At 61.6% G+C, this 17501-nt stretch carries 17 protein-coding genes; all 17 read left to right on the top strand.

Going from position 1 to position 17501, the window contains the following annotated elements:
• Positions 1-228: 228 nt before the first annotated feature.
• Positions 229-1379, top strand: a protein-coding gene (locus G7048_RS02415) for an IS3 family transposase (protein WP_166066293.1) whose coding sequence is annotated in 2 segments (ribosomal slippage) — positions 229-475 and positions 475-1379 — 1152 coding nt in all. Because the reading frame shifts where the segments join, the coding sequence is not laid out codon by codon here.
• A 623-nt stretch (positions 1380-2002) separates the two neighbouring features.
• On the top strand, positions 2003-2416 hold the full coding sequence (locus G7048_RS02410; protein WP_166066624.1) for a VOC family protein: 414 nt from the start codon (positions 2003-2005) through the stop codon (positions 2414-2416).
• A 536-nt stretch (positions 2417-2952) separates the two neighbouring features.
• Entirely contained in the window at positions 2953-3717 is a 765-nt protein-coding gene (locus G7048_RS02405) for a beta-ketoacyl synthase chain length factor (protein ID WP_166066623.1), read from the top strand.
• Complete coding sequence (locus tag G7048_RS02400; protein WP_166066622.1) at positions 3710-4486, top strand: 1-acyl-sn-glycerol-3-phosphate acyltransferase; 777 nt, start codon at positions 3710-3712, stop codon at positions 4484-4486. Before G7048_RS02405 ends, G7048_RS02400 begins: the two co-directional genes overlap by 8 nt.
• Positions 4473-4733: a phosphopantetheine-binding protein gene (locus G7048_RS02395; protein WP_166066621.1), complete on the top strand. Its 261-nt coding sequence runs from the start codon at positions 4473-4475 to the stop codon at positions 4731-4733. Before G7048_RS02400 ends, G7048_RS02395 begins: the two co-directional genes overlap by 14 nt.
• A gap of 51 nt (positions 4734-4784) precedes the next feature.
• A complete protein-coding gene (locus G7048_RS02390) occupies positions 4785-5045 on the top strand; it encodes an acyl carrier protein (RefSeq protein ID WP_166066620.1) in 261 nt (86 codons plus the stop codon).
• Between the two features lie 55 nt (positions 5046-5100).
• On the top strand, positions 5101-5652 hold the full coding sequence (locus tag G7048_RS02385) for a hypothetical protein (protein WP_166066619.1): 552 nt from the start codon (positions 5101-5103) through the stop codon (positions 5650-5652).
• Between the two features lie 34 nt (positions 5653-5686).
• Complete coding sequence (locus G7048_RS02380) at positions 5687-7402, top strand: AMP-binding protein (RefSeq protein WP_166066618.1); 1716 nt, start codon at positions 5687-5689, stop codon at positions 7400-7402.
• 3 nt (positions 7403-7405) lie between these two features.
• Entirely contained in the window at positions 7406-8194 is a 789-nt protein-coding gene (locus G7048_RS02375; RefSeq protein WP_166066617.1) for a glycosyltransferase family 2 protein, read from the top strand.
• Positions 8191-9237 carry an acyltransferase gene (locus tag G7048_RS02370; RefSeq protein ID WP_205750327.1) on the top strand — a complete coding sequence of 349 codons (1047 nt, stop codon included), beginning with the start codon at positions 8191-8193 and terminating at the stop codon, positions 9235-9237. Before G7048_RS02375 ends, G7048_RS02370 begins: the two co-directional genes overlap by 4 nt.
• 3 nt (positions 9238-9240) lie before the next feature.
• Complete coding sequence (hutH, locus tag G7048_RS02365; RefSeq protein ID WP_205750326.1) at positions 9241-10800, top strand: histidine ammonia-lyase; 1560 nt, start codon at positions 9241-9243, stop codon at positions 10798-10800.
• Positions 10790-11230 carry a thioesterase family protein gene (locus tag G7048_RS02360; protein WP_166066614.1) on the top strand — a complete coding sequence of 147 codons (441 nt, stop codon included), beginning with the start codon at positions 10790-10792 and terminating at the stop codon, positions 11228-11230. Before hutH ends, G7048_RS02360 begins: the two co-directional genes overlap by 11 nt.
• On the top strand, positions 11227-11868 hold the full coding sequence (locus tag G7048_RS02355; protein WP_166066613.1) for an outer membrane lipoprotein carrier protein LolA: 642 nt from the start codon (positions 11227-11229) through the stop codon (positions 11866-11868). Before G7048_RS02360 ends, G7048_RS02355 begins: the two co-directional genes overlap by 4 nt.
• Before the next feature lie 26 nt (positions 11869-11894).
• The gene (locus G7048_RS02350) at positions 11895-14381 is read left to right on the top strand and encodes an MMPL family transporter (RefSeq protein WP_166066612.1); all 2487 of its coding nucleotides are present in this window, start codon (positions 11895-11897) and stop codon (positions 14379-14381) included.
• 8 nt (positions 14382-14389) lie between these two features.
• Entirely contained in the window at positions 14390-15658 is a 1269-nt protein-coding gene (locus G7048_RS02345) for an NAD(P)/FAD-dependent oxidoreductase (protein ID WP_166066611.1), read from the top strand.
• Positions 15655-16281: a DUF3261 domain-containing protein gene (locus G7048_RS02340; protein ID WP_166066610.1), complete on the top strand. Its 627-nt coding sequence runs from the start codon at positions 15655-15657 to the stop codon at positions 16279-16281. Before G7048_RS02345 ends, G7048_RS02340 begins: the two co-directional genes overlap by 4 nt.
• Positions 16281-17480: a beta-ketoacyl-ACP synthase gene (locus G7048_RS02335; RefSeq protein ID WP_166066609.1), complete on the top strand. Its 1200-nt coding sequence runs from the start codon at positions 16281-16283 to the stop codon at positions 17478-17480. The genes G7048_RS02340 and G7048_RS02335 overlap by 1 nt, the downstream gene beginning before the upstream one ends.
• The last annotated feature ends 21 nt before the right edge of the window (positions 17481-17501 follow it).

The raw sequence follows: 17501 nt of genomic DNA, 5'->3' as shown, positions 1-17501 counted from the left end.
TGCCAACCAAACGTGGCGACAGCTCATGAGCCCACCATAGGCCGATGCACTGCCGGTAGTTGTAGGTGAACGTCACCAATGTCCGTGGTGGAAGACGATGTGGGCGACGCGACGGACTTCGTTTTCGGTTGAGGCACCGTTTCAGCAGGATTTTTCTACTGCGTATGAATCGCCCCGGGTTTTCTAGACACCTCTGAGCCTTAAATCTAAGGCCCAATAGGAGGTGCTATGAGTAACCAAAGATATCCCCAAGAATTCAAGACCGAAGCAGTCAAGCAGATCACTGAGCGCGGCCATAAGGTGGCCGATGTTTCAGCCCGACTAGGCGTAAGTCAGCACAGCCTTTATCAATGGATCAAGGCTCAAGGAACGCCTGCCCATGATCGGCCGGCACAGGTGTCACAAACCGAGGAGTTGCGACGACTGAAGGCTGAACTCAAGCGAGTCACAGAGGAGCGCGACATCCTAAAAAAGGCCGCAGCGTACTTTGCCAAGCAGTCCGGGTGAAGTACGCATTCATCAAGCGCCATGAAGGTGAGTACAGCATTCGCCGACTGTGCAAGGTCATGGCTGTACACCCTAGCGGCTACTACGCCTGGAAGGCGCAACCGATGAGCCTGCGTGCAAAGGACGATCAACGTCTGTTGGGTCTTCTCAAGCATGCGTGGCTCGAGAGTGGTGGCGTCTATGGCTATCGCAAGCTGACCATGGACATGCGTGATTTGGGCGAGAGCTGCGGCAAGCATCGCGTGGCACGACTGCTCAAAATCGAGGGGCTGCGCTCACAGACGGGCTACAAACGCCGTGCAGGCATGCGTGGCGGCAAACCTGCCATCGTCGCGCCCAATCACTTGCAGCGCCGCTTCGCAGCGGCCGAGCCCAACCAAGCTTGGGTGACTGACATCACATACATCCGCACCCATGAAGGTTGGCTGTATCTGGCGGTGGTGGTTGACCTGTTCTCACGTCAGGTTGTTGGCTGGTCTATGGGCAGCCGCATCGATACTGGCTTGGTGCTCGATGCACTGTTGATGGCCTTGTGGCGTCGCAGGCCTAAGCTGCCTGTCATGGTGCATTCGGATCAGGGTAGTCAGTTTACAGGCCATGACTGGCAGGGCTTTCTGCGAGATCACAATCTGGTCTCCAGCATGAGTCGTCGCGGCAACTGTCACGACAACGCCGTGGCCGAGAGCTTCTTCCAGTTGCTCAAGCGCGAGCGTATTCGCCGCCAGATTTACCCGACGCGCGATGAGGCCAGGGCTGATGTCTTCAACTACATCGAGATGTTTTACAACCCGAAAAGGCGTCATGGCACCGCCGGAGATATCTCTCCGGTAGAGTTCGAAAGACGGCATTCCCAACGGCTCAACAGTGTCTAGGAAATCCGGGGCGATTCATCCAGTCAACCCATCACCGTCGCTCAGGCTGTCTCCTTTCCATTCTGGAGGGATCGCTTCGAGCTCTTTGATCGTCCATTTGCGACCCTTGCCTGCTTTGGGATAGCGTGTCATCTTTTGTCCTGAGGGGTAAACCAAGGGGTAAACCAACGGCTGGCTTTGGTTGGATTCTACAGGACTTGCTTGGACGAGTGAATTTCTTTAAGCTGTTGATTTAAATTGGTTTTTAATTCCAATGAAGTCCAATGAGGTTTTGTGGAATTCAATGGTAAATTAAATGGGGTGCAAGGGGTAGCGAGTTCGAATCCCGCCACGCCGACCATTTTATTCGAAGCAAAACGGACTTCATCCAAAAGATGAGGTCCGTTTTCTTTTGTGGGTTCGTTCGAGCTTGTGATTGTTCAAGTGTCCAGCAGCTTGGAGGAGGACTTGGCTTCACTCAGGCTTGCGTCGTGTCCGGAATCACATATCGAGTGCTTGAGGCTGCGCTGGGATTGGTGCTTCGAGTGCATTGCCTCACGTTGTGCATCATCGTTTAGGCGATAAGCCGGTATTCCGCATTAAGGGATTTGGTATACCATTTTCGGTGTTATCTTCGCACCACTATGCAAAGTCTTTTTCACCTCGCTTATCACGTCACCGACCTCGAAGAGGCTCGCAAGTTCTATCGCGATGTGCTGGGTTGCGCGGAAGGGCGCAGCACGGACACGTGGGTGGATTTCAACTTCTTTGGCCACCAGCTTTCGCTGCATCTGGGCGAGCCGTTTCCGGTGACGAACACCGGGCGCGTGGGCGTTCACATGGTGCCCATGCCGCATCTGGGACTGGTGCTGCTCAAGCCTGATTGGCTCAAGTTGGCCGAGCGCCTGAAGGCGGCGAACACCCAGTTCGTGCTGGAGCCGCAGGTGCGTTTCGAGGGCGAGCCGGGCGAGCAGTGGACGATGTTCTTCCGCGATCCGTGCGGCAATCCCATCGAGGTCAAGGGCTTCCTGAGCTGGGAGCAGGTGTACGAGCACTGATCGATCTGGCGATCCCTCAACGGCTGCAGGCCCGAAGCGACGTTCGCGCGTTGCTTTGGGCTGATTTGTTTTCGGGGCTGGTTTGTTCCAGTATGGGATGCAGATAAGTGCTTACCCAGTTATTTACCCGAGTTCACAATCCAGGTTCGGTCGTCAGTGTGATGAAAGCAAAATGCTTGGGATTTTTGATAATCCGTAAGTCATTGACATGAATGGATTTTTCACCACGGAATGGCATTTTTGATGCCGCAAAGGTGGAGATTTTTCGTTCTTGTTTCGTAAAGTACAATTTGAAGCAATGAGAGGGCCTTCCCGTCCGGAGTTTTCCGTTTGTATAGCCGTGCATAATCGCGGTTGCTCCTGAATAGTCGGTTGGTTGCAGTGCGCAAATGCTGCATTGCAGCGGTTTGCGTACAGAGTGCGTGCTGGCTGACGAGATGAAACGGAGCGGGCCGGAAGGTGTGGAGTGCTCGGGTGCAGATCAAGCTGCGCCCGGGGCATACAACAATGATCTAACAGATGATGGTGGAGCTGGGGTGAGAGTCGAGTTTTCCATTCGGGCCAGCTCTGCTGTGGCCTGCGGATTGCGCGAGCACGCCGAATGGCAGCGTTGGGCTGCGTCGCCTTCGCCATCTGTTCCTGCGGGCGAGTTGGCGCTTGATCTTTCCCATGTGCCGGCGATGGCACGCCGCCGTCTGGGGCGTCTGGCCAAGATGGCGGTGCTGGTGGCCGATGACGTGTTGCAGCAGGAGCAGTTGATGGATCTGCCCGTGGTCTGGGCGTCGCGCTATGGCGATGCTGAAAAATCGCTCGCACTGCTGCGCTCGCAAGTCGCTGGCGAGCTGCTTTCTCCTACGGCCTTTGGTCTTTCGGTGCACAACGGTGTGGGTGCGCAGCATTCGATTCTGCGCGGCATGGTGGCCAACGCGATCTGCGTGGCATCTTCCAGCAGTGTGCCCGAGGCGGGCGTGGTCGAGGCCATGGGCCTGCTCGGCGATGGCGCTTCCGATGTGATGCTGGTCTGCTACGACGAGCCTTTGCAAGGCGAATATGCAAGCTTCACCGAATCGCCTGCCGCCGAATTCGCGTGGGCTGCGCTGCTCACGCAGAAGACGGAGGGCTTGCCGAGCTTTGCCCTGTCTGCATTGGCGGACAGTGCGCAACCCAACGAATCAGCCGCATTGCCGCATGGTCTGCAAGTGCTGCAGTTTCTGCTCAATGCGGATCAGTCCCGCTTGACGCAACAGCGCAGTGATGGTGGTGAGGGCGGTGCTTGGGTTTGGGAGCGACTTCATGCTTGAGCGTCTGAATCGCTGCTGGCGCGTGGTCGCCACCGGGTTCTGCTTTGCCATGTTTGGCCTGGGCGGGTTGTTCATTCGACTGGTCGTCTATCCCTTGCTGCTGTTGTTCACGCGCGATGCGGAGCGGCGCAAGAGCGCGGCGCAGGCGGTGATCCATCACAGCTTTCGTTTCTTTGTGGGGCTGATGAATTTTGTGGGCGTGATCTCATATGAGGTGCGCCATCTGGAGCGACTCGATCGCAAGGGCCTGCTGATTCTGGCCAACCATCCGTCGCTCATCGACGTGGTGTTTCTGATCTCGCTGATTCCGCGCGCCGACTGCATCGTGAAGGCGTCGCTGTTGCGTAACCCATTCACGCGCGGGCCGATCCATGCGGCGGGGTTCATCTGCAACAGCGGTGGCGCGCAACTGGTCGAGGACTGCAACCGCTCGCTGGCCGAGGGCAACAATCTGATCATCTTCCCCGAAGGCACACGCACGCCGCTGGTGGGCGAAGTGAAGCTGCAGCGCGGTGCGGCGCATGTTGCCGTGAAGGGGCGGGTGAACATCACGCCGGTGCACATCCATACCAGCTTGCCGATGCTGCCCAAGGGCCGTCCATGGTGGAAGGTGCCTGCGCGCAAACCCCATTTCATTTTCGAGGTCCGCGAGGACATCGACATCGAAGAATTCTGCGTGGCTGCCGGCAATGAGTCGCTGGCCGCGCGCCAAGTCACGGACTATCTGTCCGACCATCTTTTCAGAGGACCTTCACGTGCTTCAGCTTGAACAGGAAATCAAGGAGCTCATTATCTCTTCGCTCGCGCTCGAAGACATCGCTCCGCAGGACATCGACTCCACCCAGCCACTGTTTGTGGATGGTCTGGGGCTGGACTCCATCGACGCGCTGGAACTGGGCCTTGCGCTGCAGAAGAAATACGGTGTGAGCATGTCCGCCGATTCCGAGCAGACGCGCCAGCACTTCAGCAGCGTCAACGCGCTGGTGGCCTTCGTCGCCGGTCATCGCGCGCAGTGAGGTTGGCTCGTTGCACCCCACACCATTCACTCTTTCTCATTGGATACGGCCATGAACAAGCAGGAAATCTTTGAGCACATCGTCCGCATCCTGGACGAGAACTTCAGCATCGAGGCCGCGCGCGTCACGCCCGAGGCAAAGCTCTACGACGATCTGGACATCGACAGCATCGATGCGGTGGACCTGATCGTGCAGCTCAAGCCGCTGGTCGGCAAGCGCCTGAATGCCGAGGCATTCAAGTCAGTGCGCACCGTGCAGGACGTGGTGGATGCGCTCCACAAGCTGGTGAACGAAGACCCGCAAGCGGCCTGATCGGCAGTGCTGATCATCGATCGCGAACGCCATCAGGAACGTCGGTAATTCGGCCATGCGCAATTGGGTGAAATGGGCCTTGATCGTGCTGACGGTGCTCTATCCGCTCGTGGTGTATGCCGCGATCGGACGGGTGCCGCCGCAGTGGTTGGCGCTGCTTTTGACGGGTCTCGCCGTGGCGCGTGCCTTGGCTGTGCGCCAGCGATTCTGGTGGCTGGTCGCGGGCGGCGCGGCCATTCTGGGCGTGGCCGCGTGGCTCAGTCAGGACGCGCTGATGGTCAAGCTCTACCCGGTGTGGGTGAATGTGGTGATGCTGGCGGTGTTCGGCTACAGCCTGTTCCATCCGCCCTCGGTGGTCGAGCGGCTGGCGCGTCTGCAGGAGCCCGATCTGCCCGCATCCGGCGTGGCCTACACGCGGCAGGTGACCAAGGTGTGGTGCGTGTTCTTCGTGCTCAACGGAGCCGCCGCCGCGTTCACCGCGCTGTACTGCAGCGACGCTGTCTGGGCCTTGTACAACGGGCTGATCGCCTACGTGCTCATGGGCTGCCTGATGGGCATCGAGTGGTGCGTGCGCCAGCAGGTGCGTCGCCGCACTTCCGCGCATTGAAGCGAATGAAATCTCAAGATGAAGGAATGACAAGTTGAAGCAGGGCGTTGCATTGGCTGACGTGGCATTGGTCTCGGCAGGTGCGGGCAAGCATCTGGTGGCGAGCGTGGATGGCCGCGCGTTGCAGCATGCGGACTGGGTGCGCATGGTGCGCGGTTGGCATGCCGCTTTTGCGCGTGTGTCGGGCGACGAGGTAGCGTTCTATTTTGAAGACGCGCTCGATTTTTCTGCTGCGCTCTGGGGCGCCTGGCATGCGGGCAAGACGCCGGTGCTGCTCAGTGATGTGCAGCCTTCGACGCTGGAGCAACTGTTGCCTACGGTGAGTGCGACGGCGGGCTTGCTGCCACGTGCTTTGACGGCTTTGGACGTGCTTGAAGAACAGCCACTGCCGCCATTCGACATGCATTCGGCACAGCTCGTGCTGTTCACTTCCGGATCGACCGGCAAGCCCGAGCGCATCGTCAAGAAAGTCCGGCAGCTTGATGCCGAAGTACATGCCTTGCAGGCCGCGTTCGGCAGTGCGTTTGGCGGCGTGGTCGCTGCGGATTCGCTGCAGGTGTTGGCGACGGTGTCGCATCAACATATCTACGGCCTGCTGTTCCGCGTGCTGTGGCCACTGTCGGCTGGGCGCGAGATCGGCACGCGGTTTGCGCGCTATCCCGAAGAGGTGTTGCAGCAGCTTTCGCAGGCCGAGCACAACGTGCTGATTTCAAGTCCCGCGATGCTCAGCCGCTTGCCGGATCACTTGCTTTGGGGCGATGCCCGCACGCGTCTGAAAGCGGTGTTCTCATCGGGCGGACCGCTGGCTGCGCAAGGCTCTGAGCTGGCACTTTCCACGCTCGGCCATTCGCCGACTGAAGTCTTCGGAAGCTCCGAAACCGGCGGCATTGCATGGCGTCGCCGCGCCGAACATGGCGATGTCTGGCAGACGCTGCCGGGCATCGAGGTGCGTCTGAACGACAGTGGTCTGCTGGCGGTGCGCTCCGGTCATCTGGTCGATCCTGCGAATTGGTGGGAAACGGCGGACCGCGCCGAACCGTTGAATGGCGGTGCGAGCTTTGTGCTGCAAGGCCGTGCAGATCGCATCGTGAAGATTGCGGAAAAGCGCGTGTCGCTCACCGCCATGGAGCAGCGTCTGCAGGCGCACGAATTTGTGAAGCTCGCACGCGCTGTTTTGATCGAGCGCGCGAATCTGCCGACCCGGGTTGGCATGGTGCTGGAATTGAGCGAAGCCGGTTGGCAAGCTCTCTTTGCCCAAGGGCGTCAGACCATGGGGCAGGTGTTGCGCGACTGGCTGGCCGATGTGGTCGAGCGTGTGGCCTTGCCGCGCAGTTGGCGCTACGTGGTGTGCATGCCGATGAACGAGCAAAGCAAGATCACGCAGCAGAGTCTGCTGGCCTTGTTCGATCCGCTGATGCCCGCGCTGCAATGGGTGAGCCGCACGGAACTGGAGGCGCATGTGCAGTTGCAGGTGGTGCCTGCGTTGCGTGTGCTCGAAGGCCATTTTCCGCAGGCCAAGCTGATTCCCGGCGTGGCGCAATTGCATTGGGCTGTGATGCTGGCGCGGCAGGCGTTCGACATTCCGGGCGTGTATGCGCGCGCCGAAGTCGTGAAGTTCCAGCAGCCGATTCTGCCGGGCGACACCGTCGAGGTGCAGCTCAAGCGAATCATTGAAAAGGATGCGATCCAGTTTGCATTCACCTCTCGCCGCGGCGCGCATGCCAGCGGTCGTCTGCTCAAAGGTGCATGAGACATGGCGCAGCAATCCCATCCGACCACACATTCCATCGTCACGATCATTCCGGTCTACAACCACCCCGACACCATGGACGACATGCTGCGCGGCGTGCTTGCCTCGGGCATGGACTGCATCATGGTCGATGACGGCTCCGACGCGAATTGCGCGCGCGTGCTCGACGAACTGGCGGTGAAGTACGCACCGCGTGCCGAGCTGCTGCGTCTGCTGGTCAACGAAGGCAAGGGCGGCGCGATGATCGCCGGCATGCGCCACGCGCAAAAGCGCGGTTTCACGCATGCGGTGCAGATCGATGCCGATGGTCAGCACGCGACCGCCGACATTCCCGCGTTTGCGGAATCGTCGCGCAAGCATCCAAACGCGATGATCTGCGGCACACCGGTCTACGACGAAAGCGTGCCCAAGGCGCGTTTCTATGGGCGCTATGCCACGCATGTGTGGGTGTGGATCAACACGCTGTCGCTCGACATTCGCGATTCGATGTGCGGCTTTCGTGTCTACCCATTGGCCGATGCGCTGCGTGCCGTGGACAGCGCCCACATCGGCAAGCGCATGGAGTTCGATCCCGAAATCCTCGTGCGCATGCACTGGCATGGCGTGCCCTTCGTCAACCAGTTCACGCGCGTCACTTATCCGCAGGATGGACTTTCGCATTTCCGCGTGCTGCGCGACAACGTGCTGATCTCGAAGATGCACGCGCGTCTGTTTGCAGGCATGTTGCTGCGCAGCCCGGTTCTGCTGGCGCGCAAGCTCACGGGTTGCAAGCGCAGCGGGGCGCTCACATGAATTCCTCCATGCACGGCACGGACGACAAGCCCGCCGAATCTGCCACGCCCACGCATTGGGCGCAGATCGGCGAGAGCACGTTCGTGGCGGGCATGTGGTTGCTGTTCCAGGTGCATCGCGTGCTGGGGCGCTGGCCGTTTTTGCTGTGCCTGTACCCGGTGGTCACGTATTACTGGCTGAGTCGCCCAATGGCGCGGCGCTCGTCGCTCGAGTATCTACGGCGTATGCAGGACGCGCATGGTCTGTGGAAATCCACACCCGGCTGGCGACAGAGCCTTGCGCACTTTCGCATGTTCGCGCAGGTCATTCTCGACAAGATGCTGGCGATCTCTGGCAGCTACCCGGCTTCGCGCGTGAACATCAGCGGGCATGAGGCGATCCTCGAACTCATCGCGCGCGGGCAGGGCGGGGTGTTCGTCACGGCGCACATGGGCTGCATCGAACTGTGCCAGGCGCTGGCCGAAAAACGCAAGGGTCTGCGCCTGAATGTGCTGGTGCACACCAAGCATGCCGAGCAGTTCAACCGTGTGCTCGATCGCCTCTCGCCGGGCAACAAGGTGCGCTTTCTGCAGGTCACCGATTTCAACGCGGCCACTGCGATGATGCTGTCCGAGCGTGTGGCGCAGGGCGAGTTCATCGCGATTGCGGGCGACCGCGTTCCGGTGCAGAAAAGCAAGACCACATCGGCTCCATTTCTTGGCCACGAAGCACCGTTCCCCAGCGGTCCTTATGTGATTGCGTCGCTGCTCAAATGCCCGCTGTTTCTGATGACTTGCACGCATGTAGACAACATCAACGGGAATGGCAAAGGTTACGCGCTGCGCATCTCCGAGTTGGCTTCGCAGGTTGTGCTGCCGCGCGCGCGGCGCGATGCGGCGATTGCCGAGTATGCGGGCAAGTTCGCCAGTGCGGTGGAAGAGCGGCTCGTGGCTGCGCCGCTCGACTGGTTCAATTTTTTCCCTTTCTGGACGCAGACCAACCATGCGAGCGGCGACGGCGACGGCGACGGCGACGGCGACGCTGCGAATCCAGCACAACATTAGAAGATGACAGGCATGACACAGAACGCGAATCCGGCGCTCATCATTTTTGATGGCAGCACGCTGCAGATCGAGCAGATCACGGCGATTGCACATCAGCGCGCCCAGGTGCAGCTCTCGCCCGATCCGGCGTTTCGCAGCCGCATTCAGCGCGGTGCGGATTTTCTTGATCGGCTGCTCAGCGAAGACGGCGTGGTGTATGGCGTGACCACGGGTTATGGCGATTCGTGCACGGTGGAAATTCCGCCCGAGCTGATCCCCGATCTGCCGCACCATCTCTATGCTTATCACGGCTGCGGCGCAGGGCGTTTTCTCACCGAAGTGGAAACGCGCGCCGTGCTTGCATGCCGTCTGGCATCGCTGAGCCGGGGGCTTTCGGGCGTGAGCTGGGCGCTGCTCAAGCAACTGGAACATCTGATCGTCAACGACATCCTGCCTTGCATTCCCGCCGAAGGTTCGGTGGGTGCGAGCGGTGATCTCACACCGCTTTCCTACGTCGCGGCCGTGCTGTGCGGCGAGCGCGATGTGATGTGGAAGGGGCAGATCGTTTCTGCGGTCCAGGCGTTGAAGGAAACCGGCGTGGAGCCGCTGCGTCTGCGCCCCAAGGAAGGCCTGGCGCTGATGAATGGCACGGCGGTGATGACGGCGCTCGGCTGCCTCGCTTGGCAGCGCGCTGACTACGTGTCGCGTCTGGCCTGCCGCATCACGGCGGCCAATGTGGTGGGCATTGCGGGCAATGCGCATCACTTTGATGAGACGCTGTTTGCCGCCAAGCCGCATGTCGGCCAGCAACGCGCAGCGGGTCGCATTCGCAGCGACCTGGTGGCCGAGGCGCCGCTGCGCAATTCGCACCGGCTGCAGGATCGTTACTCGCTGCGTTGCGCGCCGCATGTCATCGGTGTGCTGGAAGATGCCTTGCCGTTTCTGCGCCAGTTGATCGAAGGCGAGTTGAACTCGGCCAACGACAACCCGCTGATCGAACCCGATCAGGAGCGCGTGCTGCATGGCGGGCATTTCTACGGCGGTCACATCGCGCTGGCGATGGACACGCTCAAGAACACGATTGCCAACGTGGCCGATCTGCTGGATCGCCAGCTCGCTTTGTTGGTCGACACGCGCTACAGCCAGGGCCTGCCATCGAATCTGTCGGCCGCGCAAGGCAAGACGCAGGCCATCAACCACGGCTTGAAGGCGCTGCAGATCAGCGCGTCGGCGTGGACGGCGGAGGCGCTCAAGCAGACCATGCCCGCGTCGGTCTTCTCGCGTTCGACCGAGTGCCACAACCAGGACAAGGTGAGCATGGGCACGATTGCTGCGCGTGATGCGCTGCGCGTGCTGGAACTGACCGAGCAGGTCATCGCCGCCATGCTGATCGCCGCGCGGCAGGCCGTTCCGCTGCGTGAACGCATTCAGCCCGATGTGCCGATTGGCGACGAGATGCGCGGCTGGATTGCAGATCTCTCGGATCGCGTTGCATTGGTCGAAGTGGACCGTGCGCTCGACAAGGATCTGCAGAAGCTGCTGATCGACATTCGCGCGCAAGCCTGGAGTCTGTATGTCGACTGAAAAGGAACTCGCCTCGCGCGAACGCCTGAGTTGTGAGATCGAAGTCACGCCCGCGTTCTACGACATCGACGTGATGGAGATCGTCTACCACGGCAACTACGTGCGCTTTCTCGAAGTGGCCCGCAGCGCGCTGCTCGCCCAATTCGATTACGACTACCCGCGCATGCGCGAGTCGGGCTTTGGCTGGCCGGTGGTCGACATGCGCTTGAAGTATGTGCGTCCTGCGACTTTCGGTCAGAAGCTCAAGATCCGCTCGACCATCACCGAATGGGAAAACCGTTTGCGCATCGACTACGTGATCAGCGATGCCGAGACCGGTCAGAAGATCAACACCGCCTACACGATTCAGGTGGCGGTGGACATGGCAACGCGCGAGATGCGTTTTGTCTGCCCGCCCGTGCTGTGGGAACGTCTGGGAGTCGAGCCATGAAGACTGTCGTTCTGTGCGCCGCGCTGCTGGGTTTCATGCCTGCGGCGTTTGCCGAAAAGCCCGTGGCAACTGCATCTCAGCAGACAACACAGGACCTGCTCGACAAGGTCAAGCAGCAGTTGAAGGATGCGCCGGTGGTGCGCGGCAAGTTCGAGCAGGAAAAGAGCATCAAGGGCTTCAAGCAGCCGCTGCGCTCGTCCGGCGAGTTCGTCGTGGTGAAGTCGAAGGGCATCGTCTGGCATGTGCTCAAGCCGTTTGAATCGACGCTGATCGTCAAGCCCGACAGCCTGCAGTCGCGCCGAGGTGATGGCGAGGTGAGCATGCAGATGCGTGCGGAAGACGAGCCGGTGCTGCGCACGGTGAACGCGATGCTGTTTGCCGTGATGTCGGCTGATCTGGTGCAATTGCGCCAGTTCTTCGAGGTCTCCGGCAAGGCGCAGGCGAGTGGCTGGCAGATGCACTTGGTGCCCCGCGACCCGATGCTGGCGCAGTGGTTGGCTTCGGTCGATCTGCAAGGCGGGCCGTTTGTTCGCGAGGTCAAGTTGCAAGAAGCGCGCGGTGACAGCAGCATCATCCGCATTCAGGATGCAGCGGCGGAGCAGACTTTGCGCGATGCCGATGTGGCGCTGTTTCGTTGATGGATTGATGGGTTGAAGAACACGCGATGACGACGCACGCAGCAGCAGAACATTCCAGCAAAGCAGATCGCCCCGCAGGCGCGTTCTGGCGCACCGCTGCGTTGGCGTGGGTGCTGGTGGTGCTGGCGGTGTGCGTGCACCAGTTCCAGTTCTGGAAGCAGGGGCGCATCGACACCGACGTGCTCGCGCTGTTGCCGCTGAACGAGCAGGCACCTGATGTGTCGCTTGCCACGCAGCAGCTTTCCGAACAGATGCAGCGCCAGATCGTGGTGCTGCTCGGCACGTCGCAATGGGACGAGACGAAAGCGGCAGCGCAGACCTTCCGCGCGGCACTCAAGACGCAGACTGCGGCGCATCTGAAAGAAGAGGCGATTGCGCGCGAATCGTCGATGCAGTCGGCACTGTCGTTCTACCAACCGTGGCGCGCGAATCTGCTCACCACGCAGCAGCGCGACGAGTTGGTCAAGGCTAGCGATGCCAATCTGGTGCAACGTGCGCTGCAGGATCTTTATCAACCGGCCACGCAGGCGCGGCTCACGGATTGGGTGAACGATCCGCTCGGGTTGTGGACGCAGTGGTGGTCGGCGCGCGCGGCGCAAAGTCAGGCGCGGCCGCGCGATTCCGAACTGTGGGTGGCTGCGCAGGACAAGCAGTGGGTCGTGCTGCAGTATGTGCTCGATGGTTCCGCGTTCAGCCTGTCGGGCAACCCGGTGATCGGCTCGGCAATGGCACACGCGCTGGCCGAAGTGCGCAAGCAATCGCCCGACGCGCAGCTCATCATGGCCGGTGTGCCGCTGCATGCCGAGGCCGCTGCGGTGCAGGCGAGCGGCGAGATCAATGTGATCGGCTGGGGCTCGCTCGCGGGCGTGCTGGTGCTGGCGTGGATCGCATTTCGCTCACTGCGCCCGGTGTTGCTGGTGGGCTTGTCGCTGCTGGTCGGCTGCGCTGTTGCGCTCAGCGTGACGGACATTGTTTTCGGCAAGGTGCATCTGCTCACGTTGGTGTTCGGCGCGAGCCTGGTGGGCGTGGCGGAGGACTATGGCATTCACTATTTCGCGTCGCGTCAGGGCGCGCCGGATCGCAAGCCGCATGCGTTGATGCGCGGCCTCTTGCCTGCCTTGTGGCTGGCATTGGGCACCAGCGCGATTGCGTATGTTGCGCTTGGCATGGCGGCGTTTCCGGGGTTGCGGCAGATGGCGCTGTTTTCGGTGGTCGGTCTGGCCGCCGCGATGCTGACCGTGATCTGCTGGTTCCCATGGCTTGATCGTGGCCGCATGCCGCAAAGCCGCGCGGCGCTGCGCATCGGCAAGACGCTGTCGTGGTGGCCGCGTTGGCGCACCGCGTTGCCGTGGTCGCTGGGCTTGTGCGCGGTGGCGCTGCTGTGGATAGCCAAGGGGCATGTGCTGAACAATATGGACGACGTGCGGCAGTTGCAGAACAGCTCGCCCAGTCTGGTGGCGCAGCAAATGCAGGTCGGGCAGATGCTGGGCTTGCCGAGTCCCGCGCAGTTCTATCTCGTCAAGGGCGCGAATGCCGAAGAGGTGCTGCAGCGCGAGGAAACGCTGAAAGCACGGCTGGATGCGCTGGTCGTGAACAAGGAATTGACGGGCTACAGCGCGGTGTCGGACTGGGTTCCGTCCGCGCAAACGCAGGCGCGCAATGCGGCGCTGGTGCAGCACGCCAACAAGGTGGTGCTGGAGGGCGTGAACGCGCAATTGGGCGAATCGTTTGCGCCTGCTGCTGCCGATGAAATGGCGGGCTCACTCACCGTGCAAGCATGGCTTGCGCAACCCATTTCTGCCGCAGCGCGTCCGCTGTGGTTGGGCGAGCGCGACGGCGCATTCCGCAGCATGGTGATGCTGCGCGGCGTGCGCGGGCAGGCGGCTTTGCCTGCGCTGTCTGCAGCTGCCGAAGGTTTGAATGGCGTGACCTGGGTGGACAAGCCTGCGGAGATTTCCGGGCTGCTCAAGCGTTATCGCATCTCGATGACCGAACTGCTTGCGCTGGGCCATGTGCTGGTGCTCGCGGCGCTGTGCATTCGCTTTGGTCGCAGCGCGTGGCGTGCGTGGTTGCCGACGGTGCTGGCCAGTCTTGCGGTGGTCATCATCATGGCGCTGATGGGCGAGCCGTGGCAGTTGTTCAACGTGCTGGCGTTGATGCTGCTGCTGGGCGTCGGTATCGACTACGGCATCTATCTGCAGGAGCACGAGGACGATCCGCAGGCATGGCTGGCCGTGGTCATCGGCGCGGGCAGCACGTGGCTGTCGTTCGGTTTGCTGGGCCTGTCGCAGACGCCTGCGCTGCGGGCGTTCGGCGTCACGCTGATGTTCGGTCTGCCCATCGTGCTGCTGCTGGCACCGCTGTTTCGCGCGGCTCGACCTGATGATCTGCAAGCCTCGGGTCAGCCGGTGGTGCGAGGCTCGACCATGTCGGGCATGCCGGCAACGGATTCTTCCGATTCAACAGAGGGCGATGCATCGCCCAATTCCAACAAAGTCAGAGAGAAAGAGTGAGGGTAGACATGAGCAACCAGAGCAACCAGAAAGTCGAACAGACGGAAATTTTGATCATCGGTGCGGGCCCATCGGGTGCCGTGGCCGCCGGGCTGCTGCGCAAGCAGGGTCGCAAGGTGCTGATCATCGAGAAGGAAACGTTCCCGCGTTTTTCGATCGGTGAGAGCCTGCTGCCGCAGAGCATGCAGTACATCGAAGAAGCCGGCATGCTGCAGGATGTGGTGGAAGCGGGCTTTCAGTACAAGAACGGTGCGGCATTCGCCAAGGGCGAGGTGACGACCGCCTTTGATTTTCGCGACAAGTTCTCTGAAGGCTGGGGCACGACTTATCAAGTGCAGCGCGCCAACTTCGACAAGGTGTTGGCCGACGCGGCCGAAAAGGCCGGTGCGGAGATTCGTTATCGCCATGTGGTGACGGCCGTCGATGTGTCGGGCGAGCAGCCGGTGGTGAAGGTGCGCTCGGAAGAGGGCGAGGAGTACACCGTGACCGCGCGCTATCTGCTGGATGCGAGCGGCTTTGCGCGCATTCTGCCGCGCATGCTGGATCTGGAGCGACCTTCGGATTTCCCGGTGCGCGGCGCGCTGTTCACGCACATCGAGGACCGCATTGCGCTGGATGAGATGGACCGTCAGAAGATTCTGATCAGCGTGCATCCCGAGCACCATGATGTGTGGTTCTGGACGATTCCGTTCTCCAACGGCCGCTGTTCGCAAGGCGTGGTGGGCACGCCCGAATATCTGTCGCAATACAAGGGCACGGAAGTCGAGCGCCTGCGCGCCATCATCGCCGAGACGCCCTCGCTTTCGCACGTGCTGCGCAACGCCGTGTGGGACACGCCGGGCCGCACGCTGACGGGCTATTCGGCCAACGTGACTTCGCTGTGGGGCAAGAATTTTGCGCTGCTCGGCAATGCGGGTGAGTTCCTCGATCCGGTGTTCTCCAGCGGCGTGACGATTGCCGTGAAGTCTGCCAGCCTGGCCGCGCAGTGCATCGCGCGTACATGGAAGGGCGAGGCCGTGGATTGGCAGGCCGACTACGCGCTGCCGCTGCAGGCGGGTGTCAACACCTTCCGCGCATTCGTGTCGGGCTGGTATGAAGGCGGCTTCCAGGACGTGATCTTCCACGAGCGCCACAGCCCGGAAATCCGCCGCATGATCTCGTCGATCCTCGCGGGCTATGCGTGGGACAAGGCCAACCCCTACGTGGCCGAACCGCAGCGCCGCCTGAACGTGCTGCGTGAGCTGTGCCAGCAGCAAGCCAAAGAGGCGGTTGCGTGACCTGCGGGAAGACTGTCGCCCAACGTGCTATTGCAATTGCGCTTGCGGTCGCAGGCGTCGGCGCGGCCCTGCTGCTCGCGGGCTGCTCGTCGCTGCCAAGCCCCAAGGTTCAGACCGCGTCGGATGATCAGGTCGGCTCGCCCTGGTTGGCATTGCCGCCCGCCGCGTTGGGCTGTGCCGCATCGGTGCAGCAGCGCTTGACGGTGCAGCCGCCGGGGCAGTCTTCCAAGGAGCTGGATGCTTTGTTGGAGATCGATTCCGGCAGCATGCAACTGGCGATTCTGAATCTGGGCCAGATGGTGGGCACGCTGGAGTGGGATGGCGCGGAGATCAAACCGCAGCTTTCGCGCTGGTGGCCTGCGGTGCTCAAGCCCGAGCAGGTGCTGAGCGACGTGCAACTCGCGTTCTGGCCCGAGGCTGCGATCATGAAGGCGCTGCCCGCGCAGTGGTCGCTCGAAGCATCTGCCCAGCAACGTGTGCTGAAATATGCAGGCGCAGAGCGTGTGAAGGTGCGTCGTCTCGACGCGGATTCGCTGGAGATCGTCTATCCGCAGGGCAATTGGTCGCTGCGCATCGACACGCCCGGCGGCGCGGATCTGTGCAGCAACAAGGCAGGGCAATGATGGAAACGGGGCAACAGGTCTATCTGAATGCGGTATCTGCGATCAGCGCCTTGGGTGCGAGCGCCGAGAACATGCGCGCTGCGTTGTTTGCCGATGTGGACCCGAAGGCGCTGCGTGTGACCGAGCAATATTCGCCGGGTCGCGCGCTTGCGTTGGGCTGTCTGCCCGATGAGGTGAACTTGCCTGCACTGGACTTTGCTTTGCCTGCGCAACGCTCGCGCAACAACGCGCTGGCTTGGGCGGCGATGCTGCCGCTGCGTGCGCAGGTCGAGGCATTGCTCTCGCGCTTTGGTGCAGAGCGCGTGGCGCTGATCGTGGGCACGAGCACGGGTGGTCTGGATGAAGGCGCGCACGCCGCTGCCATGCATCGCCAGACGGGCGCGTTTCCGCAGGGCTTTGATTACACGGTGCAGGAGCTTGGCGATGTGGCCTCGTTTCTCGCCCGCAGTCTGGGCATCAAGGGGCCGGTGCATTCGACGTCCACCGCTTGTTCGTCCGGCGCAAAAGCCTTGGCCAGCGGTGCGCGTCTGCTGCGCAGCGGCATGGTGGATGCGGTGATCGCGGGCGGTGTGGACGCGCTGAGCCCGTTCACCGTGGCGGGTTTCAGCGCGCTGGAGGCGGTGTCCGCCGAGCGCTGCAATCCGCTGTCTGCCCATCGCCATGGCATCAATCTGGGCGAAGCGGCAGCGTTCTTCGTGATGACGCGCGATGAGGCGCCGGTGCGTCTTGCGGGCTGGGGCGAGAGCCAGGACGCGCACCATATGTCCGCGCCCGATCCGAGCGGTCGCGGTGCGATCTCGGCCATGCAGCAGGCGCTGGATCGTGCGGGCATGCAGGCTGCGCAGGTCGATTATGTGAATCTGCACGGCACGGCCACGCCGCACAACGATGCGATGGAAAGCGTGGCGGTGCATGCCTTGTTCGGCACATCGGCTGCGGTGAGTTCCACCAAGCCGCTGACCGGCCACGCGCTGGCCGCTGCCGGTGCGCTCGAAGCCGCGATCTGCTGGCATGTGCTGCACGACAATCCGCAAGGCCGCTTGCCCGCGCATTGGTGGGACGGGGTGGCGGATGCGGCCTTGCCTGCGCTGAACATCGCAGGGCCTCAATCGGCTCTGGGCTGCAATGCGCGGGCGGTGCTCAGCAACTCTTTTGCCTTTGGCGGAAGCAACTGTGCCTTGCTGTTGGCGGCGGGCTGATCAACGAACAGAAAAGACAGA

It is taken from the genome of Diaphorobacter sp. HDW4B (assembly GCF_011305535.1).
In the GTDB taxonomy this organism is placed as follows: Bacteria; Pseudomonadota; Gammaproteobacteria; order Burkholderiales; family Burkholderiaceae_C; genus Diaphorobacter_A.
Note: the sequence above shows the minus strand (reverse complement) of the source record. Positions and strands in the feature narration are given on the sequence as shown.